The organism is Streptomyces sp. NPDC007971 (assembly GCF_042958635.1).
Lineage (GTDB): Bacteria > Actinomycetota > Actinomycetes > Streptomycetales > Streptomycetaceae > Streptomyces.
Genome location: NZ_JBIBJK010000009.1, coordinates 381,762 through 408,212, shown reverse-complemented (window position 1 = coordinate 408,212; position 26,451 = coordinate 381,762). Strand labels below are relative to the sequence as shown.

21 protein-coding genes and 2 pseudogenes are annotated in these 26,451 nt (G+C 70.7%); 10 read left to right on the top strand and 13 right to left on the bottom strand.

Features of this window, described 5'->3' with window-relative positions; all coding sequences use genetic code 11:
* From ACFZCP_RS21680 to ACFZCP_RS21660, 5 genes and pseudogenes are all read right to left on the bottom strand, one after another.
* Positions 1 to 461: pseudogene (locus ACFZCP_RS21680) on the bottom strand (hypothetical protein); the annotation flags it as partial.
* Positions 462 to 1,268: 807 nt separating this feature from the next.
* Positions 1,269 to 2,420, bottom strand: a complete 1,152-nt coding sequence (locus ACFZCP_RS21675; protein WP_362695452.1) for a glutathione-independent formaldehyde dehydrogenase — start codon at positions 2,418 to 2,420, stop codon at positions 1,269 to 1,271.
* Positions 2,421 to 2,859: 439 nt separating this feature from the next.
* Entirely contained in the window at positions 2,860 to 3,093 is a 234-nt protein-coding gene (locus ACFZCP_RS21670) for a hypothetical protein (RefSeq protein WP_391428938.1), read from the bottom strand.
* 8 nt (positions 3,094 to 3,101) lie between these two features.
* Positions 3,102 to 3,665: a DUF2269 domain-containing protein gene (locus ACFZCP_RS21665; protein ID WP_391428936.1), complete on the bottom strand. Its 564-nt coding sequence runs from the start codon at positions 3,663 to 3,665 to the stop codon at positions 3,102 to 3,104.
* Between the two features lie 92 nt (positions 3,666 to 3,757).
* On the bottom strand, positions 3,758 to 4,156 hold the full coding sequence (locus tag ACFZCP_RS21660; protein WP_391428934.1) for a VOC family protein: 399 nt from the start codon (positions 4,154 to 4,156) through the stop codon (positions 3,758 to 3,760).
* A gap of 944 nt (positions 4,157 to 5,100) precedes the next feature.
* Between ACFZCP_RS21660 and ACFZCP_RS21655 the strand changes: the two genes are divergently transcribed.
* The 5 genes from ACFZCP_RS21655 (at position 5,101) to ACFZCP_RS21635 (ending at position 11,741) form a co-directional block, all read left to right on the top strand.
* Positions 5,101 to 6,948: an MFS transporter gene (locus ACFZCP_RS21655; protein ID WP_391428932.1), complete on the top strand. Its 1,848-nt coding sequence runs from the start codon at positions 5,101 to 5,103 to the stop codon at positions 6,946 to 6,948.
* The gene (locus ACFZCP_RS21650) at positions 6,945 to 8,798 is read left to right on the top strand and encodes a prolyl oligopeptidase family serine peptidase (protein ID WP_391428930.1); all 1,854 of its coding nucleotides are present in this window, start codon (positions 6,945 to 6,947) and stop codon (positions 8,796 to 8,798) included. The genes ACFZCP_RS21655 and ACFZCP_RS21650 overlap by 4 nt, the downstream gene beginning before the upstream one ends.
* Before the next feature lie 57 nt (positions 8,799 to 8,855).
* Positions 8,856 to 8,981 (top strand): hypothetical protein, encoded by a 126-nt coding sequence (locus ACFZCP_RS21645; protein WP_257785090.1) that lies wholly within the window; start codon positions 8,856 to 8,858, stop codon positions 8,979 to 8,981.
* Between the two features lie 93 nt (positions 8,982 to 9,074).
* On the top strand, positions 9,075 to 11,018 hold the full coding sequence (locus ACFZCP_RS21640) for a RiPP maturation radical SAM C-methyltransferase (protein WP_391428927.1): 1,944 nt from the start codon (positions 9,075 to 9,077) through the stop codon (positions 11,016 to 11,018).
* A 63-nt stretch (positions 11,019 to 11,081) separates the two neighbouring features.
* Entirely contained in the window at positions 11,082 to 11,741 is a 660-nt protein-coding gene (locus tag ACFZCP_RS21635; protein ID WP_391428925.1) for a DUF5825 family protein, read from the top strand.
* 372 nt (positions 11,742 to 12,113) lie between these two features.
* Here the strand turns inward: ACFZCP_RS21635 and ACFZCP_RS21630 are convergent, their stop codons facing one another.
* Positions 12,114 to 12,665 (bottom strand): HD domain-containing protein, encoded by a 552-nt coding sequence (locus ACFZCP_RS21630; protein ID WP_391428923.1) that lies wholly within the window; start codon positions 12,663 to 12,665, stop codon positions 12,114 to 12,116.
* A 282-nt stretch (positions 12,666 to 12,947) separates the two neighbouring features.
* Between ACFZCP_RS21630 and ACFZCP_RS21625 the strand changes: the two genes are divergently transcribed.
* Both ACFZCP_RS21625 and ACFZCP_RS21620 read left to right on the top strand, forming a co-directional pair.
* Positions 12,948 to 15,284 (top strand): Tat pathway signal sequence domain protein, encoded by a 2,337-nt coding sequence (locus tag ACFZCP_RS21625; protein WP_391428921.1) that lies wholly within the window; start codon positions 12,948 to 12,950, stop codon positions 15,282 to 15,284.
* Between the two features lie 155 nt (positions 15,285 to 15,439).
* Positions 15,440 to 16,489, top strand: coding sequence for an endonuclease/exonuclease/phosphatase family protein (locus ACFZCP_RS21620; RefSeq protein WP_391428919.1), 1,050 nt, complete (start codon positions 15,440 to 15,442; stop codon positions 16,487 to 16,489).
* Positions 16,490 to 16,565: 76 nt separating this feature from the next.
* On the opposite strand, the gene ACFZCP_RS21615 is transcribed toward ACFZCP_RS21620, so the two are convergent.
* Complete coding sequence (locus ACFZCP_RS21615; RefSeq protein WP_391428979.1) at positions 16,566 to 17,447, bottom strand: IS5 family transposase; 882 nt, start codon at positions 17,445 to 17,447, stop codon at positions 16,566 to 16,568.
* Positions 17,448 to 17,606: 159 nt separating this feature from the next.
* Between ACFZCP_RS21615 and ACFZCP_RS21610 the strand changes: the two genes are divergently transcribed.
* On the top strand, positions 17,607 to 18,368 hold the full coding sequence (locus tag ACFZCP_RS21610; RefSeq protein WP_391428977.1) for a methyltransferase domain-containing protein: 762 nt from the start codon (positions 17,607 to 17,609) through the stop codon (positions 18,366 to 18,368).
* A 76-nt stretch (positions 18,369 to 18,444) separates the two neighbouring features.
* On the opposite strand, the pseudogene ACFZCP_RS21605 reads toward ACFZCP_RS21610, so the two are convergent.
* Positions 18,445 to 18,591, bottom strand: a pseudogene (locus tag ACFZCP_RS21605) (transposase); the annotation flags it as partial.
* 181 nt (positions 18,592 to 18,772) lie between these two features.
* Here ACFZCP_RS21605 and ACFZCP_RS21600 point away from each other — a divergent pair.
* Positions 18,773 to 18,976, top strand: a complete 204-nt coding sequence (locus ACFZCP_RS21600; RefSeq protein WP_391428917.1) for a cold shock domain-containing protein — start codon at positions 18,773 to 18,775, stop codon at positions 18,974 to 18,976.
* Between the two features lie 398 nt (positions 18,977 to 19,374).
* Here the strand turns inward: ACFZCP_RS21600 and ACFZCP_RS21595 are convergent, their stop codons facing one another.
* From ACFZCP_RS21595 to ACFZCP_RS21585, 3 genes are all read right to left on the bottom strand, one after another.
* On the bottom strand, positions 19,375 to 21,054 hold the full coding sequence (locus tag ACFZCP_RS21595) for an Imm49 family immunity protein (protein WP_391428915.1): 1,680 nt from the start codon (positions 21,052 to 21,054) through the stop codon (positions 19,375 to 19,377).
* Positions 21,055 to 21,279: 225 nt separating this feature from the next.
* Positions 21,280 to 22,731 carry an argininosuccinate synthase gene (gene argG, locus ACFZCP_RS21590; protein ID WP_391428913.1) on the bottom strand — a complete coding sequence of 484 codons (1,452 nt, stop codon included), beginning with the start codon at positions 22,729 to 22,731 and terminating at the stop codon, positions 21,280 to 21,282.
* 174 nt (positions 22,732 to 22,905) lie between these two features.
* A complete protein-coding gene (locus ACFZCP_RS21585) occupies positions 22,906 to 23,424 on the bottom strand; it encodes a MarR family transcriptional regulator (RefSeq protein WP_391428911.1) in 519 nt (172 codons plus the stop codon).
* 94 nt (positions 23,425 to 23,518) lie between these two features.
* Between ACFZCP_RS21585 and ACFZCP_RS21580 the strand changes: the two genes are divergently transcribed.
* Entirely contained in the window at positions 23,519 to 24,823 is a 1,305-nt protein-coding gene (locus ACFZCP_RS21580) for an MFS transporter (RefSeq protein WP_391428909.1), read from the top strand.
* 247 nt (positions 24,824 to 25,070) lie between these two features.
* On the opposite strand, the gene ACFZCP_RS21575 is transcribed toward ACFZCP_RS21580, so the two are convergent.
* Both ACFZCP_RS21575 and ACFZCP_RS21570 read right to left on the bottom strand, forming a co-directional pair.
* Positions 25,071 to 25,232 carry a hypothetical protein gene (locus ACFZCP_RS21575; RefSeq protein WP_362695424.1) on the bottom strand — a complete coding sequence of 54 codons (162 nt, stop codon included), beginning with the start codon at positions 25,230 to 25,232 and terminating at the stop codon, positions 25,071 to 25,073.
* An 86-nt stretch (positions 25,233 to 25,318) separates the two neighbouring features.
* Entirely contained in the window at positions 25,319 to 26,104 is a 786-nt protein-coding gene (locus tag ACFZCP_RS21570; protein ID WP_391428906.1) for a helix-turn-helix domain-containing protein, read from the bottom strand.
* Positions 26,105 to 26,451: the final 347 nt, after the last annotated feature.

The following is a 26,451-nucleotide window of genomic DNA, read 5'->3' as shown; positions in this document are numbered from 1 at the left end:
ACCGGAAGCTCAGGCCTCACCGGCTTGTTCGGGTACTCCGGCTTCACCGGCTTCATCGGAAGCTCGGGCCTCACCGGCTTCACCGGATACTCCGGCTTCACCGGAAGCTCAGGCCTCACCGGCTTGTTCGGGTACTCCGGCTTCACCGGCTTCATCGGAAGCTCGGGCCTCACCGGCTTCACCGGATACTCCGGCTTGACGGGCTTCACCGGGTACTCCGGCTTGACCGGCCTCACCGGATACTCGGGCTTCACGGGATAGGCGGGCTTCATCGGATGCTCGGGCTTCACCGGGAAAGCAGGCCTCACGGGATACTCCGGCTTCACCGGATGTTCGGGCCTCATCGGCTTCATCGGAAAGTCCGGCTTCACCGGATGCTCGGGCCTCATCGGCTTCATCGGAAAGTCCGGCTTCACCGGGTGCTCGGGCCTCATTGCCTTCGTCGGGAAGTCGGGCTTCATCGGAGAAGGCGGGTAAGGGCTGGTCTGGTCCAGAGCGTGTGCGGCTCCCGCGTTTGTCAGCGCGGCTGTGGCGAGCGCTGCAGCCATCGTGGCTGACGCCAGAACAGATCGCCTTCGCGGCGATGTCGACATGTTCTCCACTCTCCTCGACTCGTTTCAGGGCTTCGTGACGGCTGGTCAGCACCTAGAGCTGGACAGTGGAATGAATAGGAAATCGCCTTACATGAATAACACTGCGGGGGTCATAAGCCACCGGATGGTGTAGCCGCGGGACGCCAGTTGGCCCGAACAGCAACGAGAGATCGGGCCAGGACGGGTCGGAATGGTTCGGTCGGACAAGACGCCCCGCTCCGCGCAAAATCCCGACAGGCATCATCCCCCGTAGACCGCCGGGTCGGCACCGGCCCGGATGCCCGCCGCGGCGGCACGGCGACGCGGGGGGGGGGGGGGCCGGGGGGGGGGGGGGCCCAACCCCCGGGCGCCCCAAATGGTTACGCCCCCGGGCCGTCAAGCCCCACCCCCACACCCCCGTCCTCCGCGGGGCCTGCGCCCGGCCGCTGCCGCCGGCGGGGGCGCCGCGGCCCCGGCTTCGAGTGCCTGCCGCTGCAGCGGCAGGCACTCTCCCGCGTCGCCGAATCTGGTTCCGCCCCCGGTCCAGTCAAGCCGAACCGAAAGGTTCCTGTTCAACCGAACCGAAAGGTTCCCGTTCCAGCCGAAGCGAAGGGCTTCCGTTCCAGCCGAACCGAAGGGATCCTGTCCAGCCGAAGCCAAGGGGGCCGGGCACCCTGGGGCGCCCGGACCCTTGTCTCACGCGGCGAGGGCGTGACCTGGGTGCAGTACCACCTTCGTGTAGCCCTCGATCCGCTTGTCGAACTTCTCGTAGGCCTGCGGTGCATCCTCCAGCGGGAATTCGTGGGAGACCACGAAACTGGGCTTGGCCCGCCCTGCGATGATCATGTCACGCAGCTGACGGTTGTACCGCTTGACGTTGCACTGCCCCGTGCCCATCTGCTGGCCCTTCTCGAACATCCTGCCGATGGAGACCAGCAGCTGGCCGTGCTTGGCGTGCTCGTCGGGCCCACCGGGGTCCGAGGGCACGTACAGGCCGGGTACGCCGAGCATGCCGGTCGGCCGTACCGTCTCGACGAGCGTGTTGAGCACGACAGCAGGTTCTTCGTGGCTGGCATCGTGTGCCTGGGCCTGGTACCCGACGGCGTCCACGCCCTTGTCGGTTCCTTCTCCGCCCGTCTGTTCCTTGATCCGCTCGGCCGGGTCGCCCTTGGTGAAGTCGATGGGGATCGCCCCGATCTCCTCCGCCTTGGCGAGCCGCTCGGGCACCCGGTCCACGGAGAACACCTTCGACGCACCGCGCAGCAGCGCGGAATAGGCGGCCATCAGGCCCACAGGGCCGGCGCCGAAGACGGCCACGCTCTCGCCGGGCGACACCTGGGCGAGTTCGCACCCGTGGTAACCCGTCGGGAAGATGTCGGCGAGCAGCACGAAGTCGGTCTCGAACTCGTTGCCCGGCGGCAGCTTCAGACAGTTGAAGTCGGCGAAGGGCACCCGGAGCAGCTCTGCCTGGCCTCCCTTGTAAGGGCCCATGGCCACATAGCCGTAGGCGCCGCCGGCAAAGCCAGGATTGACCGTCAGGCAGAATCCGGTCTTGCCGGCAAGGCAGTTCTTGCAGAACCCGCAGGCGACATTGAACGGCATGACGACGCGGTCGCCCTTGGACAGGGAGGCCACACCGGCGCCGACTTCTTCGACGATGCCGAGGTTCTCGTGCCCGAAGACGATGCCCGCCTCGGCCGCCGTGCGGCCCTCGTACATATGCAGGTCGGATCCGCAGATCGCAGTCGACGTGACCCGTACGAGGACATCGTTCGGATGCTGGATCTTCGGATCGTCGACGTCCCTCACCGTCACGCTGAAGGGCTTCTCGTAGACGACGGCTTTCACCTGGCTCACCTCCGCGTCTAGCGCTGGACGACGGCGGCGAGGGAGAGCCGCGGCCGGGGGAGACGCACGAAAGCGGGCCTCGGAATGTGCCGTGGCCTCGATGCGCTCGCTTCACCGCCGGTACTTCCAGGTAACGCCCCTGCGGGAGGGGCTGCAACCCCCGACGGCGGCGACCTCGGCCGCTCTGGACCGTGAGGTGCCGGCCGGTCTTCGGAGAGTCACAACCCACCTGTCAGGCAGGACCGGTCGTACTTGGAACGAGTAGGGAGCCGTTGCAGCGGGTGATCCGCCGGTGACGCCCCGCGGGGCGCCCGGGCAGGGCTTCCGTGCAGGGTGTAGGCGCAGGGCTTCCGTGCAGGGTGTCCGGGCAGGGCAGCCAGGCAGGCGTCCAGGCAGCTACGACAGGACGCGCACCGGCCCGGTAGGGACACGCGCAGGGTCAGCGCCCTCCTCGCTGCCCCTCGCTGCGGGCCGTGTGGGAGAGAGGTGTCGCGTGCAGGACCGACCGGGCAACGGTCCGCCGGCCGCTCTCCCAGTACGGGTGGAACAGCACCTGCGCCGACAGGCGGACGAGTCTTCGCCGCAGGACCGTGCACGGCTGCACGGCGAGCCGGCGGTAGGTGGCGTGCCAGTCCTGCAGGGCGTCGGCGAGGTCGTCGGGAATCGGCCGCATGGCCAGATTCAATCGCGTGTTCGATTTTCCGGGCCAGTGGAGATGCACGGGCCTCCGTCGACCCGCTTCGCTGCGCGGGCCGCGGCACGGTGGTTCCTTCCGCGCCGCGTGAGCCCCCAGGGCTTGAGGACCGAGATCGCCGTCATGAAGACGTAGGCGGACAGCGAGACGACCGGGCCGGCCAGGACGGCGCGGGCGCCGGGCAGTGGCCCGCCGGCCGTCAGGGCTGCGAGTGCGGAGTTCACCCCGGGGCGCAGCGCGAACGCCGTGGCGGCGGTCGTGGCCAGGGTCAGCCAGAACTTGATGTAGACCCATCGGTGCCGCGCGAGACCCCACGGTGTGCCCATGGACAGCAGGACGCCGCTGAGGAGCGTCAGGAACGCGACGGGGAGCAGCAGCCAGTCGGCGAAGAGCTTCATGCCACGGACACTGGCCTCCGCGGTCACCGCCGATCCGGTGGCGGTCGCCGTGATCCCCAGCGCGAGCAGCCCGAGCGTGAGCCCGAGCCAGCTCGCGGAGGCGGCCACGTGGACGACGAGGGAGGCCCGGCGTGCGGGTCGGCTCAGCATCATGTGCGACACGGTGCCGGAAGGGATCGGCCGTGACGTCTGACGGCCGGAGTAACCCCACGTACTCGCCTCGGCGTACGGGCCCGGCGGGGCGGTCAGCCGATGTTGACCATCCAGGTGATGCCGAACCGGTCGGTGCACATGCCGAACACATCGCCCCAGGCCTGCTTCTCCAGGGGGACGGCGACAGTGGCGCCGTCGGACAGCTTGTCCCAGTAGCCGCGGAGTTCGTCGGCGTCGTCGCCGCTGAGGCTCACCGCGAAGTTGTTCCCCGGCGTGTGCTCCGCGCCCGGCGGGAGGTCCGCGCCCATCAACGTGAATCCACTGCTCGTTTCGAGCATGGCGTGCATGATCCTGTCGTCGTGCCCGGTGCCGCCGCCGAACTGACCGTAGGTGTTCAGGGCCAGCTCTCCACCGAGGACGCTCTTGTAGAACTCCATGGCGTCGCGCGCGTTGCCGGCGAAGCTGATGTATGGATTGAGACGAGAAGTCACGGCATACCCCTTTCATCACAGATGGTCGGTGGCGGCAGCCTACGCCCGCAGGAGCAGGGGCACCGCCCCACAACCGCCCACACGACTGCGACCCGCAACCGCGACCGCCAGTGCGACCGAAGCCGCAACCACGGCTGCGGCTGCGGCTGCGGCTGCGGCTGCGACCGCACGTCGGCAGCGAGCGCTGACGACCGGCCGCCGGAGCGGTGGCGGGCCAGAGCGGACAGGTTCTGCCGACTTCCCTTCAACGACGGCCGTCGCACCACCCCTTGCACCCTCCACGCCTCGCCGACGAGCGCACGCGCCTGTGCGACGACCGCCCGCGCGCGACCGGCGACCGCACCAGCAGGGAGCGACGAGTGCCGGACCCGGAGTGCCCGGGACGCTGCCGCCCGGCGGAATGGTTGATTGCCCTTTGGATTCCGATGGGGTGCATTGTCGGCCAATGTGACACGGCTGGGGCGACCGCCACCGAGAGGGGTGTCACCGGGAGCAGCCAACCGGCAGGGCCGGACGCAGAGGCACGTGCCCCTGGCAGGAAACGCCCGGCTTTCGCGGCGCAACGCCCAGCCGCGCGCCGGATTCCCTGAGCCCGGCAACTGTCCGCCCAGGCCGGGAAGGACGCCAAGCGCCTCCCGGGTACACCATCGCGAAGCGGCGGAGCGGCCCGGCGCCCCCCACGCGCGCATAGGTCGAGGGGGGCGCCCAGGATCTGCGCTCCTGGATCCGGCCAGTCGACTGTCGGCCATATCCGGCGTGGCGGGTGGGCGCCTGGGAGCCTCAGGACCCTTGTTCCCGCCGTGCCCGGGTGATTAGGCTCCGGCTCGCTTTCGCACTACGTACACATTTTCCACACATGACGGCCGGAATCCTCGCGTCGGCAGTCGCTTCCGCATGCGCACGCCGGTGACCTCCAGCAGAGGGACCGCCAGCACTTCGAGGGGGTGGGGGACATCGACGCGTCTCGCTTACCGCAGCGTGACCACGGCGAAGGGTCGTCCGCACCCCTGGCCGTTCCCCCGCAGCCGCCCGCCGGGTCGCGCGCGGGCAGTCGTCGCGACATCGCCGTCCTGTGGTGCGTCAACGCCGTCGACGGACTCGGCAGCCAGGCCTCCGGGTTGGTGTTCCCCCTCCTGCTCCTGGATCTTGGTCACGGGCCCGGAACCGCGGGCGTGTTCGCCAGCTCCGCGGCCCTCGCCGGTGTGCTCCTCGGACCGCTGGTCGCCGTACCGGCCGACCGGGGGCACCGGCGTCACCTCATGACCGGCGCGGCGGTGCTGGCAGCCGTGGCGATGGCGGGTCTGGCCGTCTCCTGCCTGCGGCACCCCCCACTGGGGATCCTGCTCGGCCTGGCCTTCACCGAGCGCCTGTGCGCGACGGTGTACGAGACGGCGGCGCGCGGGGCTCTGCGCCTGCTGGCGGCGCCCGACGAACTGCCGCGCGCCGTGGCCGGCGTCCAGGCGGGCGATCAGACGGCGCTGGTGCTGGGACCGGCGCTGGGCGGCGTCCTGTTCACCGTGAGCCGCGTCCTGCCGTTCGCCGTCGACGCGGTCTCCTACGCCGCAGCGGCCCTCGGGGTGCGTGCCATGCGCACTCCCTTGGACTCCCCGCCCGTTCACGCGAACCCGACGAGGATCGCCGCGGCCGCAACGAAGAGGCGCGCGTCCGACGCGAAAAAGCGCACGTCCGACGCGATGAAGCCCACGGCCGCACCGAAGAAGCGCACTGCCGGGCCAAGCGCGGTCGCAACCGAACCGAGCACAGTCGCAAGCGGAACGAGCACAGTCTCAGGCGGACCGGCCCCAATCGTGAACGATCCGAGCACAAGCACGGTCGAGTCGAGCCCGCTCGTTGCCGAGCCGAGTACGCCCGCGGTCGAGCCGAACCCACTCGCCGCCGAACCCGGCACACTCGCGGTCGAGGCAAGCACACCCGAGGACGAAGCGAGCACACCCGAGGTCGAGGCGAGCACGCCGGCGGACGAGGCGGCGGCACTCGCGGGCGGTCCCGAGACACACATGCCTCCTGTGCCGGAGTCATCCGCAGCCGCCGCGCCCAGCACTTCCGTGCCCTCGCCGGACCCCTCTTCGCGTCCCCGCGGCAGCGGGCCCCGGACACCGCCGCAGGATGCTGCCGGCTCCGCCGGCGTGCTGCGGGCCGGGCTCGTCGCGGTGGTCCGCTCCCCCGTGCTGCGGCTGGTGTTGCTGTGGTCCTCCGTGGCGAGCGGGGTGCTGGCCCTGCTGTTCTACACCGCGGTGTTCGTTCTGGGCACCACAGCGGGCGGCACCGCCACCGGCACGGTTCTCGCGGCCTCCGGCGCGGCCGGCCTGGTCGGTTCACTGGTGGCGGCGCGGGTGGTGCGGCGGTTCGGCGCCCGTCGGTCGCTGACCGCAGCCACCTGGCTGCTGCTCGTGCCCTGTGCCGCGCTGACGGCGGCCGACGGACCCTGGCTGTGGGGGCTCTGCTTCTGCGCGCTGTGCCTGGTGCTGCCCGTGGTCACGGTCGTGCTGGGCGGGGCGGCGGTCCTGGCCGTGCCCGAGGACCTGCAGTCGCGGACCGGGGCCGTCCTCGGGTCGGCCACCGCCGTCACGGCGGCCGTGGCGCCTGCCCTCGCGGCGGCCCTGGTGATCTGGGGCGGGGCCCGGGCTCCTGCTCTCGTCTGTGCCGCCGCCCTCGTGCTGCTGGCGGTGCACACGCAGCGCACCGCAGGCGACGTGCTGCGGCCGGCCCCGGCCGGGGAGGGGCACGAGCACGTCCGCCCGGCCGGCGCGTCCTTGGGGAGTCGGACATGAGCAGCCCTTACCAGGTGTTCGTCGCGGCCCTGCCCGACGTGTGCCCCGCGGACCCGCGCCGCATGGTGTTCACCGCGGACTCCGGCGGCCGCTGCGAGGTCTTCACCTGGGACGCGGCGGCCCGCAGGGCTCGCCAGGTCACGGACAACCCGGACGGTACGGCCCACCGCGCGATCGACGCCGACGGCTACGTGTGGTGGTTCGAAGAGGACGCAACGGGACGTGGCCGCTGGTGGTTCCAGCACTTCGACGGCGGCCCGCGGCTGCCGGGCCTGCCCGGTGCGCCGGCGGGGCAGGCCCGGGGGCTGGCCGTGACCGCGGGCGGTACGGTCGCCGCGGCCGTCGCCGACGGGCGGGAGACCGTGGTACTGGTGGGGCGGCGCGGCCGCGTCCCGCGCGAGGTGGTGCGCACCCACGGGTCGTGCCGGCTGGGTGGCATCACCGCGGACGGCACGCTGATCGCCCTGGCGTCGTCGGCCGACGACGTGGCAGCCGTCACGCTCGTCACGCGCGAGGGCCGGACCGTCGCCACGCTGCCCGGCCCCGCTCGGACCGGAGGCGGACCGACCAACCCCCCACGGACCGACGGCGCCCCGGCCAGCCCCCCACAGACCGATGGCGGACTGTGGTGTCAGGGCTTCTCGTCCCGGGCCGGGCATCAGGAGCTGCTGCTGGTGCAGGATCTGGGGGACTGCTACGCCCCGGCCACGTGGACGCCTGAAGAGGGGCTGCGTACCCACCGCTGGTGCACGTTCGACACGGAGATCAGCGCCCGCTGGTGTCCTCGGGCCCGCGAGGTGCTGGTGCGTCAGGACCGGCACGGCCGTTCCCTGCTGTACCGCGTGGACCTCGGCCGGCGAGCGCGGACGATCGTGCCCACGCCTGCCGGCAGCCTCCTGGACGCGGCGCCCCGCCCCGGCGGGGCGGTCGACTACCTGTGGACCGACACCGCCCACCCGCCGCTCCTGGTCGCCACGGACGGCATCGCTCTGCCCCCGCCCGGCCCCTCGACCGTCGTACCCGGCCGGCACACCGACCTGTGGACGCCCACGCCGTGGGGACGCCTGCACACCCTGCTGAGCCTGCCGGAGCGGGCCCACGCCGCGCCGTCGCCCGCCGTCTTCCTGGTCCACGGCGGTCCGGCCGACCACGACCGGGACGCCTACGACGCCACGGTGCACTCACTGGTGGCCTCCGGCTACGCGGTCGTCCGTGTCAACTACCGCGGCTCCACCGGGTACGGCCCGCGCTGGCGGCGTGCCTTCCCCTCCGGGGTCGGCCACACGCAGGTGGAGGACCTGACGGCGGTCCGCGCCGACCTGGTCGCCCGGGGCCTGGTCGCCGGTGGCGCGAGTGCCCTGTGGGGGGTGTCCTGGGGCGCCTACCTGGTGCTGCTCGCCCTCGGCACCCGGCCCGGGCTGTGGCAGGCCGGCATCGCCGTCAAGCCGGTCGCCGACTGGGCCGCCGCCCACCGGTCGACCACACCGGCGCTGCGGGCCCTGGACATCAGGCTGTTCGGCGGCACTCCCGACGAGGTGCCCGAACGTTACGCCGCAAGCTCGCCCCTCACCTGTGCGGCCTCGGTCCAGGCACCACTCCTCGTGGTCGGCGCGACCCACGACGCCAAGTGCCCGCCCGGGCAGATCCGCACCTATCTCGCCGCACTGGCCGCCGCGGACGTACCGCACGAGGCCATGTGGCTCGACACCGGGCACGACGGCTACGACGGCGCGGCGCACGTCGCCGTCCTGCGCCGGTCCCTGCTCTTTCTCCGCGACCGGCTGCCCGACCCGGCGCCCCGCGCCCCCCGACGTCCCCCGGCACCTGCGGGAGGACCCCGGTCCCGCTGAGGCAACAGCGGGACCGGGAGTGCACAGCACCGTCCCACTCACCGAAGGAGGAACACCGTGCAGAAGGACATCATCCACAACGACCCGCTCGCGGGCGACGAGGAGAACCGCAAGCCGGGCATCGGGATCACCATCACCATTCCGTTCCGCAACGCCGACGAGGGCGGCGACGACGAGGAGTGAACGACGGCCCGGCCGGCCCGCGTGCTCCGCGGGCCGGCCGGGCTCCCCGTTCCTGCCGCCCCGCTGATCCCGCCGCCCCTCAAGGAGCCGACCGTGCGCGTTCTCCTGCTCAACATGCCCTGGTCGCCCATCGACCTGCCCTCCCTGGCCCTGGGCATCCTCAAACGCAGTGTCGACGAGCACGTTGCGGGCGCGACCTGCGAGGTGCTGCACGCCAATCTGGAATTCACCGACTGGATCACCCGACGCACCGAGTTCTCCGCGGAGGACTACGAGTACTACGCGCTGTCGTCCTACTTCCTCGGCTGCGGGGACTGGGTGTTCTCCAGCGCCCTGTACGACGATCCGGCCTGGAAGGACGCCGAGTTCACCGAGGCGATGACCGGCAAGCTGCGCTCGGCGCGGCTGCGCATGACGCGCCAACTGCACGAGATCGTGCCGGAGTTCGTGGCGGAGATCGCGCGTCGGGTGGCCGAGCTGGCGCCCGATGTCGTGGGTTTGACGTCCACGTTCCAGCAGAACACCGCAGCCCTCGCGGTGGCCCGGCACATCAAGCGGCTCGCCCCGCAGACCGTGACGGTCATGGGCGGCGCCAACTGCGACGCCGAACAGGGTGCGGCCGTGCACCGCAACTTCCCGTTCGTCGACTTCGTGGTGCGCGGCGAGGGCGAGGACGCCTTCCCCCGGTTGCTCGAAGCGCTCCGGGACGGATCGGATCCGGCCGCGTTCGCCGGCATCCCGGGACTGTGCCACCGCCCCGACAGCGCCGCCTCCACCGCCAACCCGATGCCCACGGGGCCCCTGGCGCCCGCGGCCATCCTGCCGCCCGACTACAGCGGCTACTTCGAACGCCTCGCCGGGTCCGTCGCCCGCAACTGGGTGGAGCCGAAGCTGGTCGTCGAGGGCGCCCGCGGCTGCTGGTGGGGAGAGAAGCACCACTGCACGTTCTGCGGTCTGAACGGCTCGTTCATGGAGTTCCGCAGCAAGAGCCCGGACACCTTCTACCGGGAGATCATGGACCTGGCGGAGCGCCATCGCGTCCTCGACATGTACGTCGTCGACAACATCCTGGACATGCGGTACCTGTCGACCGTGCTGCCCCGGATCATCGACAGCGGCTACGACCTGCGCATGCACATCGAGATCAAGGCGAACATGCGCCGCCCGCAGCTGCAGATCCTGGCCGACGCCGGACTCATCTACGTCCAGCCGGGGATCGAGAGCCTCAACAGCCAGGTGCTCGACCTCATGGACAAGGGGGTCAGCGGCTGCCAGAACGTACGCATGCTCCGGGACGCGGCCGAGACGGGACTGTCCGTCTCCTGGAACTACCTGCACGGCTTCCCCGGTGAGACCGCCGCGGACTACAACCCCGTGATCCGCCAACTGCCCGCGCTGGAGCATCTGAACCCGCCGGTCGACCTGTCCGCCCGGATCGCCATCGAGCGCTTCAGCCCCTACTTCAACCGGCCTGAACTGGGCTTCACCGGGCTGCGCCCCGAGGAGCACTACCTGTTCACCTACGACCTGCCCGAGAAGGAACTGCACGACCTGGCCTACGTCTTCCAGGCTCCCGAACGCGGCATCGGCGCGGACACGGTGACCCGGCTGAACGACGCCATCGCCGCGTGGAAGAAGCACCACACCGACGCCCGGCTCACCCACACCGACCTGGAGGACGAGATCGTCCTGGTCAGCCGGAGACACTCCTTCGACTGGCAGACCCTGCGCCTGACCGACCCGTTCGCCGTCGCAGTGTTCCGCCTCCTGGACCAGCCGCACTCCCCCACGGCCCTGCACCGCAAGGCGACCTCCGTCCCCGCGCTCGCCGACCGCACTCCCGAGGACGTGCAGGCGCTGCTGGACAGGTGGACGGCGATGGGCGTGACCTTCACCGACGCGGGCCAGTACGTCCACATCGCGCCCGCCTCCGTCAACCAGGACCTCCTGCGCCTGGACTACATGCGTCACGTGCACGCCCGGCCCACGGCCGAACCGGCCGGGGAACCCGTCGCTGCGGCTCCCGCGCTCCCCTGACCACGCCGCCACGCCGCCACGCCGTCACGCCGTTCCGATTCCGGCCACCGACAAGGACCGACCATGCCACCGAGCACACCGAACCCGGCCGTCCAGGCCTGGCGCGACCACGACTCCGAGGCCCGGACGCTGCCGGGCATGTCCCTGGGCCACGTCCCGCTCGACGCGGATCCCGGCGACGCCGAACGGCTGTGGGCCATGGGCGCGCGACGCGCCGAACTCGACGCCCCGGTGGACCTCACCGCCGCCGGCGGGGCCGCAGCCCGGGCGGCGGTCGACCGGCTCTGCCTGGTCCGCGACCTGACGGCGCGCGCCGTCCAGGTCGACTGGGATCTGTGCCTGCCCCCGGACCGGGCCGACCACCTGTGGAAGGTGCTGTCCCATCTGCACCCGCCACGCACCCTCGCCGGCCCCGCCGACGCCGACACCGCCCTGCACGCCTGGCGGACCCGTCACTACCTCTGCAAGCTCGTATGGCGTCGAGGTCCGGGCTTCCTCCAGATCCGCGACCGGCGCTGGGGCGATCTGCGCCGGTTCACCGCCGACGATCCTCGCTACCCGGCCGCCATCGCCCGGCTCGACCGGGGCGTGCACCAGGCGGACGTCGCCGCCGACATCCTGGAGGAACTCACCGCGGAACATCTTGTCCTGCGTGCGGGCGACCTCGCCTGGTGGCTGCCGTACCACGTCTCCCGCTGGCTTCAGGAGGCCATGGCCGTGTAGGCCGTGCCCCGACTCTGCTCCGCCGCCCTGACGCGTCCGGTGCGCCCGGCGACCGGACGCGCACGGGCGGGTGACCGGCTCCGGCCGCACGCGCGGTGCCCAGCCGCCAACCGGCACGGCACAGCGTCGGAGACCATCACGGCACAGCGCCGCCAACCGGCACGGGACCGCGCCACCAACCGGCAGGGCACCGCATCGCGAACCTTCACGGCACCACGTCGCCGACCTTCACGGCACCACGTCGCCGACCTTCACGGCACCACGTCGCCGACCTTCACGGCACCACGTCGCCGACCTTCACGGCACCACGTCGCCGACCTTCACGGCACCACGTCGGCGCCCGGAACCGACGGCGATCCGTTACGAGCTGTCTCAGCGGGCGGCTGCGGCGACGCGCTCGACGACGGGGCGCCAGGACTCCAGTGCCGCCACCCGCAGGCCCACCACCTTGCCCGCGTCGTCGGCGCGGCGCAGCGCGACCGCCGCCCCGAAATCGGGGTCGGCCTCGAAGTCCGCGACCTCCTGCCGCGTCATCGGGCCGCCCTGGCAGCCGAGCGTGCGGGCGCTCTCCGGCGACAGCACGAGGTCCGGATCGGCGGCGGCGAGATAGCGCTTGGCCGGAATGTGCAGGGCGACCAGACGGGCCACCCGCGTCCCCAGCAGGTCTTCGACCGCCTTCGCGGCATGCGTGCCGTGGCCCGCCTCGTCGTCGGGGACGAGGTGGTGGCCGATGTCGTGGACGAGCCCGGCCACCTGCAGCGGTTCGTCCTGCGGGTGGCGCTCGGCCAGCACGGCGGCGACCTGGAGGCCGTGGTCGAGGATGTCCACCGGGTCACCGGAGCGGTCCGGGCGGTCCCAGACGTCCTCGCAGTCGGCCAGCAGCGCCATCAGCGCGTCGACGGAGGGAATACGGTCGTGCGTCATGCCGCCACCGTGCCTCAACCCGGGATACGGCAGGTAACGGCAAGGTGTTCTCTTCTTCCTGCCGCCGCCCTCTCAGGTCATCACCGCCCTCCTCATATACATCGGATGAGTCCTCGGACTTAATGCACGCATTCCCACAGGAAGAAGTCTGAATTCGCCAGCAAATAAGGCCATAGCGGACCTCTACGCTCGCCGCCGGAGTCGTTGACAGGTGTACGCGGCAACCCTAGGTTCCCCGATACACCCGATGTCTCGACGATCCGTCAGCTCTGGAGGACGATGATGACCTCGCAGTCGGGGAAGCGCTCGCCGGTGCCCCGCAGAACGGTGCTCGGCACCGCGCTCGGCACAGCGACAGCGGCGGCCCTGCCCGGGACGGCTCATGCCGAACAGCCCGCGCAGACGGCCCGCGGCGACGGCACCGGCCCCGCGGCCGAGGCCGGCAGAAGCCCCTGGACACTCCACGACACGATGACCGGCGACGGTGCCTGGGAGCGGTTCCTGCGCGACCAGGACCTGTTGTGGGCCAGGCTGCCCACCCTCTGGTACGAGGGCCCCTTCCTCGGTGACGGCCTGCTCGGCAGCATGATCTACCAGGAGCCAGGCACCCACCAGGTCCGCTTCACGGTGCAGCACGGACGTGTCCAGGACCACCGGCCCGAGTTCGGAAGCGGCTGGGGCACCTGCCGCCTGCCGGTCGGGCATCTCACCCTGGAACCGGCCGGTACCGTCACCGCCGTCGACTGGCGGCTGAGCCTGTGGAACGCCGAACTCACCGGCACCGTCACCACCACCGCGGGCACACTCACCCTCGCCGCCCTCATCCACGACGAGGTCCTGGCCGTCCGTGTGACGGCCGACGGCGGCGAGCAGGTCGTCTGGACGTTCCATCCCGAGGAAGCGGTCAGTCCCCGACGGATCAGCGAGGCCCCGCCTGCCGGTTACACCCCCCATCCGCCCTGGACCACACGCACCGCCTCCGACGGCACCCGGCAGGTGCTCCAGTCACTCACCGGCGGCGGCCAGACCGCCACCGCGTACCGGCACACCGGGGACGACCTGCTCCTCAGCGTCGGGCACAGTTCGCCCTCCGGCACCGCCGCCGAGGCCGCCACGCTGCGCAGTGTCCGGCGCGCGGCGTCGTACACAGCGCTGCGGCGGCGGCACACGCGCTGGTGGCACGACTTCTACCGCAAGAGCTTCGTCTCGTTCCCCGACCAGCGGCTGCAGAGCTTCCACTGGATCCAGCTCTACAAGGTCGCCTCGGCCAGCCGTGCGAACGGCCCCGTCATGGCCACGTCCGGGCCATGGCTGGAGCCCACGCCGTGGCCCGCCGTCTGGTGGAACCTCAACGTCCAGCTGGAGTACTGGCTCATCCACGGCTTCAACCACCCGGAGCTCGACTCGCTCGCCACCACCCTGCGGCAGAGCCAGGAACAGCTCATGGCCAACGTTCCCGCCCCCTACCGCTCGGACAGCTCCGGCATCGGCCGCAGCTCCGACATGTTCGCCGACCGCGGTGTGGGAGAACCGGGCACCGGCGCCGAGACCGGCGACCTCACCTGGGCCCTGCACAACGTGTGGCTGTCCTACCGGCACTCCATGGACAAGAGCCTGCTGCGCGACACCGTCTTCCCGGTGCTCCGCCGGGCGGTCAACTACTACCTGCACTTCCTCACCCCGGGCAGCGACGGAAGGCTCCACCTGCCGAGCACGCTCTCGCCCGAGTACCCCGTCGTGCCGCCGCAGGACACCAACTACGACCTCGCCCTGATCCGGTGGGGCTGCCGGACCCTCGTCGAGTCGGCCCGGCTCCTCGGAATCGACGACGAGTTGCTGCCGCGCTGGCAGGAGGTGCTGGCCAGGCTCACGCCGTACCCGGTCGACGAGAACGGCTTCATGATCGGCGCCGGCACCCCGTACGCGCAGTCCCACCGGCACTACTCGCACCTGCTGATGGTGTATCCCCTGTACCTCGTCAACTGGGACCAGCCCGCAAGCCGCGACCTGATCGCGAAGTCGGTGGCCCACTGGCACGCGCTGACCGGCGCCCACCGCGGCTACAGCTACACCGGGGCCGCCTCGATGTACGCCATGACGGGCGACGGCGACACGGCGATCACGTACCTGCGGAAGTTCTTCGACCCCGCCGGCCGCTTCCCCTGCCGTGCCAACACGCACTACACCGAGGCCGGTCCGGTCATCGAGACGCCGCTGTCGGCCTCACAGTCCCTGCACGACATGTTCTGCCAGAGCTGGGGCGGTGTGATCCGCGTCTTCCCGGCCGTCCCCTCCGCCTGGGCGGACGTCACCCTGCACAACTTCCGCGCCCAGGGCGCCTTCCTGGTCAGCGCCGTGCGCAGGGCCGGGACGACCCGCTTCATCCGGATCAGAAGCCTGGCGGGCGAGCCGCTGGCGCTGCGGCACGGGCTCGGCGGGACGCCCACCGTGCTGCTGGACGACGGCACCCCGGCCCGCACCCGGGACCTGGGCGAGGGCACCCTCGCCATCGATCTGCCCCGGGGCCGCGAGGTGCTCGTCCACTCCGGCTCCCGGCCCGCTCTCGTCATCGCGCCCGTCACCGTCAGCGAGCCGGGGCCGGCCTGGGGCCTGCCCTAGGACGTGTCTGATAGGACGCATTCGTGCCAGGAAAGCCGCGCAGGGTATCACGACCGGACACTGCGTGCGCCACCTGCGCCCCTGTGAGGGTGGTTTTCATGATCCTCCTGCGGCCCATGCTCAGGACAGACGTCTCTGCGCAGCAGGAGGAACCCATGCTCGTACGTACTGGTATCGCCGCAGTCGCCCTGATGACGGGTATGGCGGCTGCCTCCCAACACGCCGTCGCAGTCTCGGAACCCGCACATGCTTCAGCCGACAGTTTCAAGGCCGTCAACTACGACACGATGCTGCTGTCAAATCTGATGCAGGTGGTCACCGGGACCAACTCCGTGAACACCGCGCGGGTCAAGGAAATGCTCAGCCAGGACTTCCTCCGGGACGAGGACGTCGACGTCATCGTCTTGGAGGGTTTGTTCCACATCGATTCCTCCAAGCAGCTCCTGAACGGCCTTCTCGACCTCGGCTACATCTACCAGACCAGGGTGGTCGGTGCCTCTGAGTGGGGCGGAACCTATGCACAGGACTGGGACGCAGAGCACTGGCACAGCACCGGGACCGAGCCGGAGAACGGCGGCGTGGCCATCGTCAGCAGGTACCCGATCCAGGTCGCGGAACAGACAGTGTTCCAGGACGGCTGTGGCTCAGACAAACACGCTGCCAAGGGCTTTGCCTATACAAAAATCAACAAGAACGGGCGGCAGTTCAGCATCATCGGCACGCACCCGCAGTCCACCGACTCCGGCTGTGGAAGCAGCAAGGGCGCAGCCGACATCCGTGCCAAGCAGTTCCGGGAGATCGACGAATTCCTCACCTACAAGGAAAAGAAGAACCAGATCTCCCAGGACGAACCGGTCCTCTTGCTCGGTGACATGAACGTCGACCGCAGTACCGCCGAATACGAGAACATGCTCCGGCTCCTCCAGGCTGGCGACGGCAGCCGCAGCGGCGAGCGATACTCCTTCGACACTCACAACAATGACATCGCACGACTGCGATACCCCACCGATGCAGCTGAGGATCTCGACTTCGCCCTCCAGCGCACCAGCCACACCAGGCTGACCGGCTGGGCGAGCCAGGTTGTCCGTCCCCGCGGCAGTCAGCCGATCAGGCTCACAGCCGGCGGGCGCCAAACCGACACCACCGACCTCAGCGACCACTACGCCCTCACCGCCAGCGGGGCGTTTCCGCAGGATCGCCCCTGACGCACCATCAACGAGCGTCACTCCCGACGACGCCTCTGACGGACAGATACGGAAGTGCTGCTGGAGTTGCAGCGAGTCAGGAGCGGAGCCAGAGACGTACGGCGGCAACGGTCACGGTGCCGTGAAAGACGTACGCCCTCCTGTCAAAGCGTGTGGCGACGGCCCGGTAGATCTTCAAGCGGTTGATCAGGCGCTCGACCTCGTTCCTGCGGGCATAGCGTGCCGGGTCAAAGCCGATGGGCCTGCCACCGCAGCTGCCACGGCGTTGGCGGTGAGCCTGTTGATCACGGCGTTCGGGGATGGTGTGTTTGATCTGTCGACGCCGCAGGTAACGGCGATTTCGGCGTGATGAGTACGCCTTGTCTCCGCTCAGGTGGTCCGGCCGGGTGCGAGGACGGCCGCTAGCCGGACGGGGCACACGAATGCGCTCCAGGACCGGGATCATCTGCGGGGCGTCGCCCCATTGTCCGGGCGTGATCAGCATGGCCAACGGTCGTAACCCGCCCTCACCGGCCAGGTGGATCTTCGTCGTCAGCCCACCGCGTGAGCGGCCAAGGGCTTCATCTGGACGATGCTGGGCGGGCTGGGCGCGCTTCCCAACATTGCGCGGCGCCTGCTTGCGTGCGACAGCAGCGTGCTGGTGAGCACGGCACACAGTAGAGTCCACGCTCACCATCGACCAATCGATACGGCCTTCCGCGTCGGCATCGGTCTGGACGGCTCGCAGAATTCTGTCCCACGTTCCATCCGCCGACCAGCGGCGATGCCTATCGTATACCGTCTTCCACTTCCCGAATCGAGTCGGCAGATCCCGCCATGGGATTCCGGTCCTTAGCCGGAACAGGATCCCGTTGATCACCTGACGATGGTTCTTCCAACGCCCGCCACGGCCAACATTCTTCGGTAGGCAGGGCCCCAGCCGAGCCCATTCCTCGTTCGATAAGTCGCCCCGTCCCACGCCGACTGGAACGATCAGCACGCTCAGCAGTCACGCGACTCGTCGGACAGGGCCTAGCTCCAGGGTGTATGGCGGCGCGGCAAGGAAGAGGTTTCCTGACGCGGCGCTACCGTCATGAGGGTGGCAGGAATCAATGCCGACCGGCGATGGTCCGAATCCATGCCGGCGGCCTATGAGCGGTACCTCGTGCCGGTGGTCTTCCGGCCGTTTGCCGAGGACCTGACCGCCCGGGCGGCGGCACTCCATCCTCGGCGAATCCTCGAGCTCGCTGCGGGGACTGGCGTGTTGACAGCGGACCTGCTCGCAGCGGCACCCTCGGCCGAGGTGACGGCCACCGACCTGAATGAGGCCATGGTCGCTTTCGGGTCGACCCGGGCTCCGGGCGCGGTGTGGCGGCAGGCCGACGCGCAGCAACTGCCGTTCCCGGACGGAGGCTTCGACCTGGTGGTCTGCCAGTTCGGTGTGATGTTCTTCCCCGACCGCATCGAGGCCTTCACCGAGATCCACCGGGTGCTGGCCCCGGGCGGCCGATTCCTGTTCAATACCTGGGGCCCGCTCGGGACGCACGCCTTCGAAGTCGCGCTGCAGGCTGGGCTGGAGCGGGCCTTTCCGGTCGACCCGCCACGGTTCTTCCAGACGGTTCCGCACGGCTATGCCGACCCCGCTGTCGTGGCCGCTGATCTGGTGGCCGCTGGGTTCGCCGTCGAGGACGGGCAGGAGTTGACGCTTCAGGGCTGGGCCGCGTCGACCGTCGACCTTGCCACCGGGTACCTCACCGGGACACCGGTGCGCGCGGCCATTGAGGAGCGCGGCGACGGACAGGCTGTCCGGGACATCGTCATCGAGGAGATGACGGCACGGCTGGGCCCGGGGCCGGTCACCGCCCCGATGATGGCGTACGTCTTCCGTGCCGCGGCCTGAACGCAGGACGCGCCTGCGCAGAGGATGTGCGTGAGTCGATCTCGACGGGGCGCGTCGCACGGACGCCTGGTGCTCATCAGGCAGCGTTCGCCCTGGTGACGACCTTGCGTAGCCGTTCGTCGGCGGCGTGCTTGTTCCGCCAGATGATGCAGCGGCGGATCATGCTGCCCTGCTCTTTGTGGCTGGCGTGGTCGGTGCCGTCGAGGGCGAAGTAGCGGAGTGCGGCGCGGCCCCGGCATGCCCGCGCTGCGCGCACGTGTCGGTGCGTCCGACACATCCGGCAACCCTCTCCTCCCGTCGCGCCCGTTCGGGTGAGTCCCGCTCGGTCACCGACTCAACGGGGAATTCTTCAAGCGTCATCTCAGAAGGCGCCTGAGCGCCACCCAGCAGGAAGACGCACACCTATGGCTCAAGGCACAGTGAAGTCCTTCAGCGCGGAGAAGGGGTACGGGTGGATCACCGTGGAGGACGGAGGCCCGGACATCTTCGTTCACTACAGCGAGATCCAGGGAAACGGCTTCAGGACCCTCGATGAGGGGCAGAAGGTCGAATTCGAGGTCGGGCAGGGGGGAAAGGGGCCGCAGGCTCAGAACGTTCGATCACTCTGAATCCAGGTCGGTCGCACATGTCCACCGGGGAGACCCGGTGGACATTCTCTTGAAGGCGGGTGCAGGGGCAGCGGAGACGAATGCGAGTACGACTGAGGGGCTGGACGCGGTGTGCACGCGTCTGACGACAGACCCGTCGGACAGGTCCTAGCGCCCGTGGCCACCTCGTCGAGACTCTGGAGGGCGTCGGCGGCGAGGAGAAGCGCAGCAGCACCGCCGTCCACCTCACCACCCTGCCCTTGACCCGTGCTGTCAGCGGGTCGACATGTCGTCGTGCCAATGGACTTCGCGCCCGGCGGTTCCAGCGCGCGGGACAGCACCCCGACTCCCAGGCGGCCGGGGCCGGGGTCACCGTCCCTGCTACCGGCCGGAGGTCCACCCGGACCGGACGTGGGGTGTCAGGGGATGTCCTCGATCCGTTCGCGGTTGAGCAGGTACAGGGGCAGGTACCGCTCGTCCTGCGCGACCGGGAACCCGTGGTCGTAGGCGAGGCTCGCCATGGCGAGCGGTCCGAGGGCCACCCGGGCGCGCGGCGCCTCCGATGCGCCCCAGTAGCCGGCGTGGTCCTCAAGGGCTTCGGCGAGTGCCTTGGCGAAGGCGTCGTGGTCGCCCGCGACGAGGCGGTGGAAGAGGGCGGTCGGCTGGTAGTCGACGCGGTTGACGTAGTCCTTCGGCGCGTGGGTCAGGGCCTCGGGCATGGACGTCTGCATCGTGGCGAGCAGCTTCTGCACGACGTCGTCCATGGAGCGGCGGGAGAAGTAGGTCTGCAGCGTGTCGATCCAGTGGAGGACGTACTCGTCCACGGTGTCGTCCTGGCGCAGCGTCTCCAGCGGGACCTGGCACAGGTGTCCGATGCGGTCCTGGCGGCGGCACACGACGGCGAGGTAGAGGGCGTCGAGCCAGGCGCGGGCGTCGGCGGGCGGTTCGGCGGACATGGCGGGCAGCTGCCTGACCAGGTCCTCGCCCAGATGACAGTCCTGAGGCTGAGCGCCGGTGAACAGTGCGGAGCCGAGCTGGACCGCGGTGGCCCAGGCGTCCCACGTGTCGACGTGTGCCGCCCGGGGGTCGGCGGCGCAGCGGGCGTGGGCGAGGGCGACGGCGGAGGCGAAGGCGTCGCCCAGTCCTGCCGGGTCCTGCCCGAGGCGCGCTATCGACTCGGCTGTGGTGCGGGTGAGTTCGGCGGGGTCGGGGGCTGTGGCCCCGGCGCGTGTGGCGAGGCGGCCGGCGCGGTCGAGGCGGACCAGGCCCTTCATCAGGCCGAGGAGCTGGGGCGGCGGCTGGAGGGAGAAGGTGAGGGTCTCGTGGTCGATGACCGTGAGCGAGGTCAGACCGCCGCGGTGCCACCAGTACACCCGTGGTGACAGTGCGCCCGGCCCGTCCTCGTGGGCACCCAGGGCGTATGCGGCAAGGCTGTTGACGGCGTACACGACCGATCCGTCGGCGATGGGATGGTACACCAGGTTGTGCCGCGTCGGGACGACGACGAGGGCGCCGGCGTCCGGCAGCGGCTCGCCGACGGCCTGTCGGGCCGCCGCGGACAGGAACAGTGCCTTGCTCGCGACGAACGGCGAGTCCCCGTACAGGGAGTGGAGTGTGGCCTGCCCCTCGACGGGCACTTCGTCGTGCTCGACCGGTACGCGCATCAGGTTCTCGTAGGCCGCCTGCCCGAGCTGCTCGGTCCCGGCGCGCTCCACGTCGCTGTCGGTGAGGATCCGCACGCTGGTGGGCCCGTCGAGGGCATAGGCGAAGACGAGCCCGTCGGCCACCACGCGTGCGTAGCGCAGGGCGCCGGCCAGTTCGGGGGTGAGCGGCTCGGCGGGCAGCAGCCGGGCGTGCACGCCCCGCAGCAGTTCGTCCGCGCTCTCGCCGCCTTGGCTCGCCTGCTGCAGGCGGGCGAAGTGTGCGGCGACCAGGTCGGGCCACTGTTCCTCGGGCACCTTGCGGCACAGGTGAGCGAGATTGTCCAAGGGGTGGAGGTGGCCGTCCTGGGCGTAGGGGGCAGCGAGTGCCCTCAGATGCGAGGCCTGCGCCGAAGTCAGCATCGTCAGGCCGGAGTCGGGTGCGTCGTCTGCATTCATCACCGCGACTCTACGAGGCGTGTGCGCGACGCCGTGACCGAGGCCGGTCCTCGCGGACCGAGGCGCAGCGGGGCCCGGCGGAACACGACCGCCGGGACCCGCTGCCCACCCACAGGTGACTGCCTGTCACAGGGCCACTCTTTCGGATCTTGCCAGGGCCGCGAGCCCGCCCGGGCCCGCCATCAGGCGCCGTGCCCCGAAGCCGGCCTGATCCGAAAGAAGCACCTAGTCGGTGCCGGACTCCATCGCGGCGCGGTCCAGCATCGTCTCCTCTTCCTCCGCGGACTCGCCGCGCGAGGCGATCGCCTCGGCGCCGCCCCGGTCCATCGCGCCGATCAGACCGGTCGAGGCGGCCTGGGCGGCACCGATCAGCGGCGGGTGACCGACGCCGACCATGCCCAGGACCGCGTACTGTTCGAGCCGCGCACGGGAGTCGGCGATGTCGAGGTTGCGCATGGTGAGCTGGCCGATGCGGTCCGAGGGGCCGAACGCCGAGTCCTCGGTGCGCTCCATGGAGAGCTTGTCCGGGTGGTAGCTGAACGCGGGGCCCGTGGTGTCGAGGATCGAGTAGTCCTCACCGCGCCGCAGCCGCAGGGTCACCTCGCCGGTGATCGCGGCTCCCACCCAGCGCTGCAGGGACTCGCGCACCATCAGCGCCTGCGGGTCCAGCCAGCGGCCCTCGTAGAGCAGCCGGCCGAGCCGCCGGCCCTCGTTGTGGTACTGGGCGACGGTGTCCTCGTTGTGGATCGCGTTGACCAGGCGTTCGTACGCGGCGTGCAGCAGGGCCATGCCCGGCGCCTCGTAGATGCCGCGGCTCTTGGCCTCGATGATCCGGTTCTCGATCTGGTCGGACATGCCCAGGCCGTGGCGGCCGCCGATGGCGTTCGCCTCCATCACCAGGTCGACGGCGGAGGCGAACTCCTTGCCGTTGATCGTCACCGGTCGGCCCTGCTCGAAGCCGATGGTCACGTCCTCGGTGAGGATCGTGACGTCGGGGTCCCAGAACCGCACGCCCATGATCGGCTCGACGGTCTCGATGCCGGTGTCCAGGTGCTCCAGGGTCTTGGCCTCATGGGTGGCGCCCCAGATGTTGGCGTCGGTGGAGTACGCCTTCTCCGTGCTGTCGCGGTAGGGCAGCTGGTGGGCGAGGAGCCATTCCGACATTTCCTTGCGGCCGCCGAGTTCGGTCACGAAGTCCGTGTCCAGCCAGGGCTTGTAGATCCGCAGGTGCGGGTTGGCGAGCAGGCCGTAGCGGTAGAACCGCTCGATGTCGTTGCCCTTGAAGGTGGAGCCGTCGCCCCAGATCTGCACGTCGTCCTCGAGCATCGCCCGGACCAGGAGAGTACCGGTGACGGCGCGGCCGAGCGGCGTGGTGTTGAAGTAGGGGCGCCCGCCCGAGCGGATGTGGAAGGCACCGCAGGAGAGTGCGGCCAGCCCCTCCTCGACCAGCGCCGCGCGGCAGTCGACCAGTCGCGCGACCTCGGCGCCGTAGGTCTTCGCACGGCCGGGCACCGAGTCGATGTCGGGCTCGTCGTACTGGCCGATGTCGGCGGTGTAGGTGCACGGGACGGCGCCCTTGTCGCGCATCCAGGCGACCGCGACCGACGTGTCGAGGCCGCCCGAGAAGGCGATGCCGATGCGCTCGCCGACGGGGAGGGAGGTGAGGACCTTGGACATGGGAAGACTATGCCATGAATTGCATCTTTATGCAAAGCGGCTGGTCGCCGGCCCGGATCCGCCTTTGACGGCCGGAGCCTGGCACCACCGCCGGCCACCGGGTGCTTCGGTCGGCCCGGCCCGCCGGGCCGACCGCGAGTGGTTCGTCGGCCACCCGGGCGTCACGGCCGGGCGTCAGGAGGCGTCGTCGTACGCCTCCGCGGCCAGCGCGACGCGGCGCAGCATGTCGGACAGAGCACGGCGCTCGTCCGGCGAAAGGACGCCGAGAAGCCGGTATTCCTCGTCGCCGACCACGTCCATCGCGCTCAGCCAGGTCGCGCGGCCGGAGTCGGTCAGCTCCACGTCGACGCGGCGCCGGTCGGCCTTCGACGGGGTGCGGCGCACGAAGCCGCGGCGCTCCAGAGCGTCGAGGCGGCCCGTGATCGAGGCGGGAGCGAGGTCGAGATCGGTGGCGAGCTCGGACGGTGTCGCCCGGCCCTCGCGGGCGGCGAGCTTGTGCAGCGTGTCGAACTCGTGGCGCTCCAGGGCGTAGTTGGCCAGCGATCGCTCGCGGACCTTGCCCAGATGCCAGGTGACCTTCTTCATGCGGGTCACCGCGCCCTCGATGTCCGGATCGAGGTCGGGCAGCACCGTCATCCAGCGGGTGACGTGCTCGTCCGTCCAGTCGTGCGCCCCGGGCTCCCTGTGCTTCATGGCTCCCAGCCTACGTCGCGACGCTTCGGCATCAGATATTTCGGAGCCTTATATTTCGTTGACGAATGTTTGACGCCGAAATACATTCGGCGGCATGTCACACCGACTGCTGCGCAACCGCGCCTTCCGGCTGCTCTTCCTGGGGAAGTCGCTCTCCCTTGTCGGCGACGCCGTCGTGCCCGCCGCGCTGTCCCTCGCCGTCCTGCGGGCCACCGGCTCCACGTCCGCCCTCGCCATCGTCCTCGGCTGCGCGATGGTGCCGAGACTCCTGTTGCTGCCTCTCGGCGGTGTCGTCGGCGATCGGTTCAATGCTCGGACCGTGGCGCTCACCACCGATCTCGTACGCTGTGCGGCGCAGCTCTACGTCGGCCTCCAACTCTTGGGCGGAGTAAGCGGGTTGTGGCAGATCGCCCTCGCGGAGGCGGTCGGCGGGGCCGCCTCCGCATTCGCCATGCCGACGCTGCCGCGGCTGATCACCGGCTCGGTGACCGGCGACGACCGGCAGGCCGCCAACTCGGCGCTAGGCGCCGTCAAGAGTGTCACCGGTCTCGGTGGACCGGCCCTGGCCGGCGCGCTGATTCTCATCGCGGGACCCGGTTGGGCGTTCGTCCTGGACGCCGCGTCCTTTGCGGTCAGCGCGGGGCTGGTCGCCGCGATCCGCATCGGCCACGTCCCGGCAGAGCGCCGCTCGCTGCGTGTCGATCTCGTGGAGGGCTGGCAGGAGGTCCGCAACCGGGACTGGTACTGGACGAGCCTCGTCGCGCACGCCGCGTGGAACGGAGCCGCAGCCGTGCTGATGACGATCGGCCCCGCCCTGGCCGTACGTCAGCTGGGCGGCGAACGGACCTGGGTGGCGATCCTCCAGGCCGGAGCCGTGGGACTGCTGCTCGGCTCCCTGCTCGCCGGGCGCGCCCGCCCCCGCCGCCCCGTCCTCGCGGCCAACCTCGGCCTGGCGACCTACGCGCTGCCGCTCGCCCTGTTCGCGGCCGGCACCCCTGCTGTCACCGTCATCGCCGCCTACGGCCTCGCCATGGCGGGCCTCGGCTTCCTCAACCCCGTATGGGAGACCTCCGTCCAGGCCGCCATCCCGCCCGGCGTGCTGGCACGCGTCACCTCGTACGACTGGCTGCTGTCCCTGAGCGCCATGCCCCTCGGTTACGTCCTCGCCCCGCTCGCGGCGAGCGCGTGGGGCCCGCAGGCGCCGCTCTGGGCCGCGGCGATCGCAGTCGGCCTGGCCTGCGCGGGAACCGCAGCCGTCCCGGGAGTCCGCCGCTTCACCGTCACGGACGGCGCAGCCGGCGCCCTCCCACCGAAGACCGCGACCCGCGGCCACGACGGGGACGAGCACTCGACCGAGCAGGCGGACCTGTCGACCGGACGCGACCGAGTGACCAGGTGACCGCCGGCCCCTCATCGACGTTGATCCTGAGGCGCTCGCGAGCCACTCGGCACTGGAACAACAGCATGGCCGACTGCGGTGCTCGACCGGCCGACCGAGGCGGTCGGTCAGGGCGGCCCGACGGCCAGGGGCACCGGCGGGCGCCACCGGGGCCGCCCGGACACCGGCCGGCCCCGCCGGGCCTGCCGGGACGGCCAGGACTGCCGGGGCTTGCGGGGCCGCGGGGGCCGATCAGGTGGTGTCGCGGCTAGATCCTCTGCTGGATCCACCAGAAGACCAGGCCGACGGCTCCCGCGCCGGACGCGTAGGCGGCGCCCCGCAGAGCACTGGAGAGCATCGCGCTCGAACGGCGGCGGCTCCAGGCCCAGGCCTGCCGCGCACGTCCGCGCCGAGGGCTTGGGGTGGACATGGTGATCTCCTCGTTCTCGTGCCGCGCCCGGGAGCCTGGGTCAGGTCTCCCGGCGGGCGCGGCGCCGGCCTCGGCGGCCGAGTCGGTCAGGCGATGATCCCGGCGCAGATCCGGCAGCCGTAGGCACTGGCCACGATGTCCGCGTAGCGGATCCGGCTCACCTGGCGGCACACTCGCCGCCGGCAACGCACGGTCCAGGGGGCCAGCCGGCCGGGAAAGCGTTCCAGAGGGGTGAGGCCGGCCTCGCGCAGATGCTGCGCGGCCTCCGCCGCCTCCAGCCACTGCCGACGGGCCTCGCCCGTGCCGTCGCCCCGGGACTTCGCCTGCCGTACCCGATGCCAGGTGTCGGACCACAGGGGAAACCGCTTCTCCGGCTCCTGACAGGCGACGAGGTAGGCGAACAACTGCTTCTCCGAGGTGACGGACTGGTCGCGCTCGCGGATCCGCCACGCCGTCGACCGGGACAGCGGAACGAAGTCATGGGCGCGGGCTCTGGCCCGCCGTTCCATCTCGTCCGCGGACGGGCAGCCGTTGAGTTCCCAGGCCTGCCGGAGCGCGAGCCCCAGTTCCGCAGTGTCCACGATCTGCGGCAGCGGTCGTGCCCGGGTCAGGGGCTGGTTGCGCCCACGCTGGGCGGCCTTGCGCCACAGTGCTTCGATCCGCTCCACGTCCAGGTGACAGGCAGCCGCGAAGGCCTGTGCCGTCTCCAGTGTCGGCAGGTCTCGGCCCGACTCGGCGCGCTGGACGGTACCGATCGACGTGCCGGCCTTGAGGGCGATCTCCCGGCGGCTCAGGCCCTTTCGGGCTCGTGCCGTCCGCAGCGCCGCGGCCAGCTTGCCCACCGCACTGCCCGGGTTGGGAATGGGCGCCATCGGGCGCCCCGTGCGCGCCACCGGGCTACCCCAGTGGCGGGGCAGGCCGCCGTCCGCCTCCGGCAACGGGGGATATCGAGGAGTGATGCAGCATGAGCGGCCCTTCTTCGTGTCGATGCGCGTGGGCGCTTCGCACCCCACGCGGCGTTCCGGGACGGGACGACCCGGACCTGGCTCCAACCGGCACCGTCGGCGCAGCGGGTGGCTCCGCTGCGCTCTGGTGGACAGAATGGTGCCAGCGATCGGAGCGCGCGAAAGCGGGCCGCGGTGATTAAGTTCGGATCTGTCGCGCGTGCAGGAGACGGGGCGAAGTGGCAAGTGCGCCGCAATGATTGGCCATGACTGAA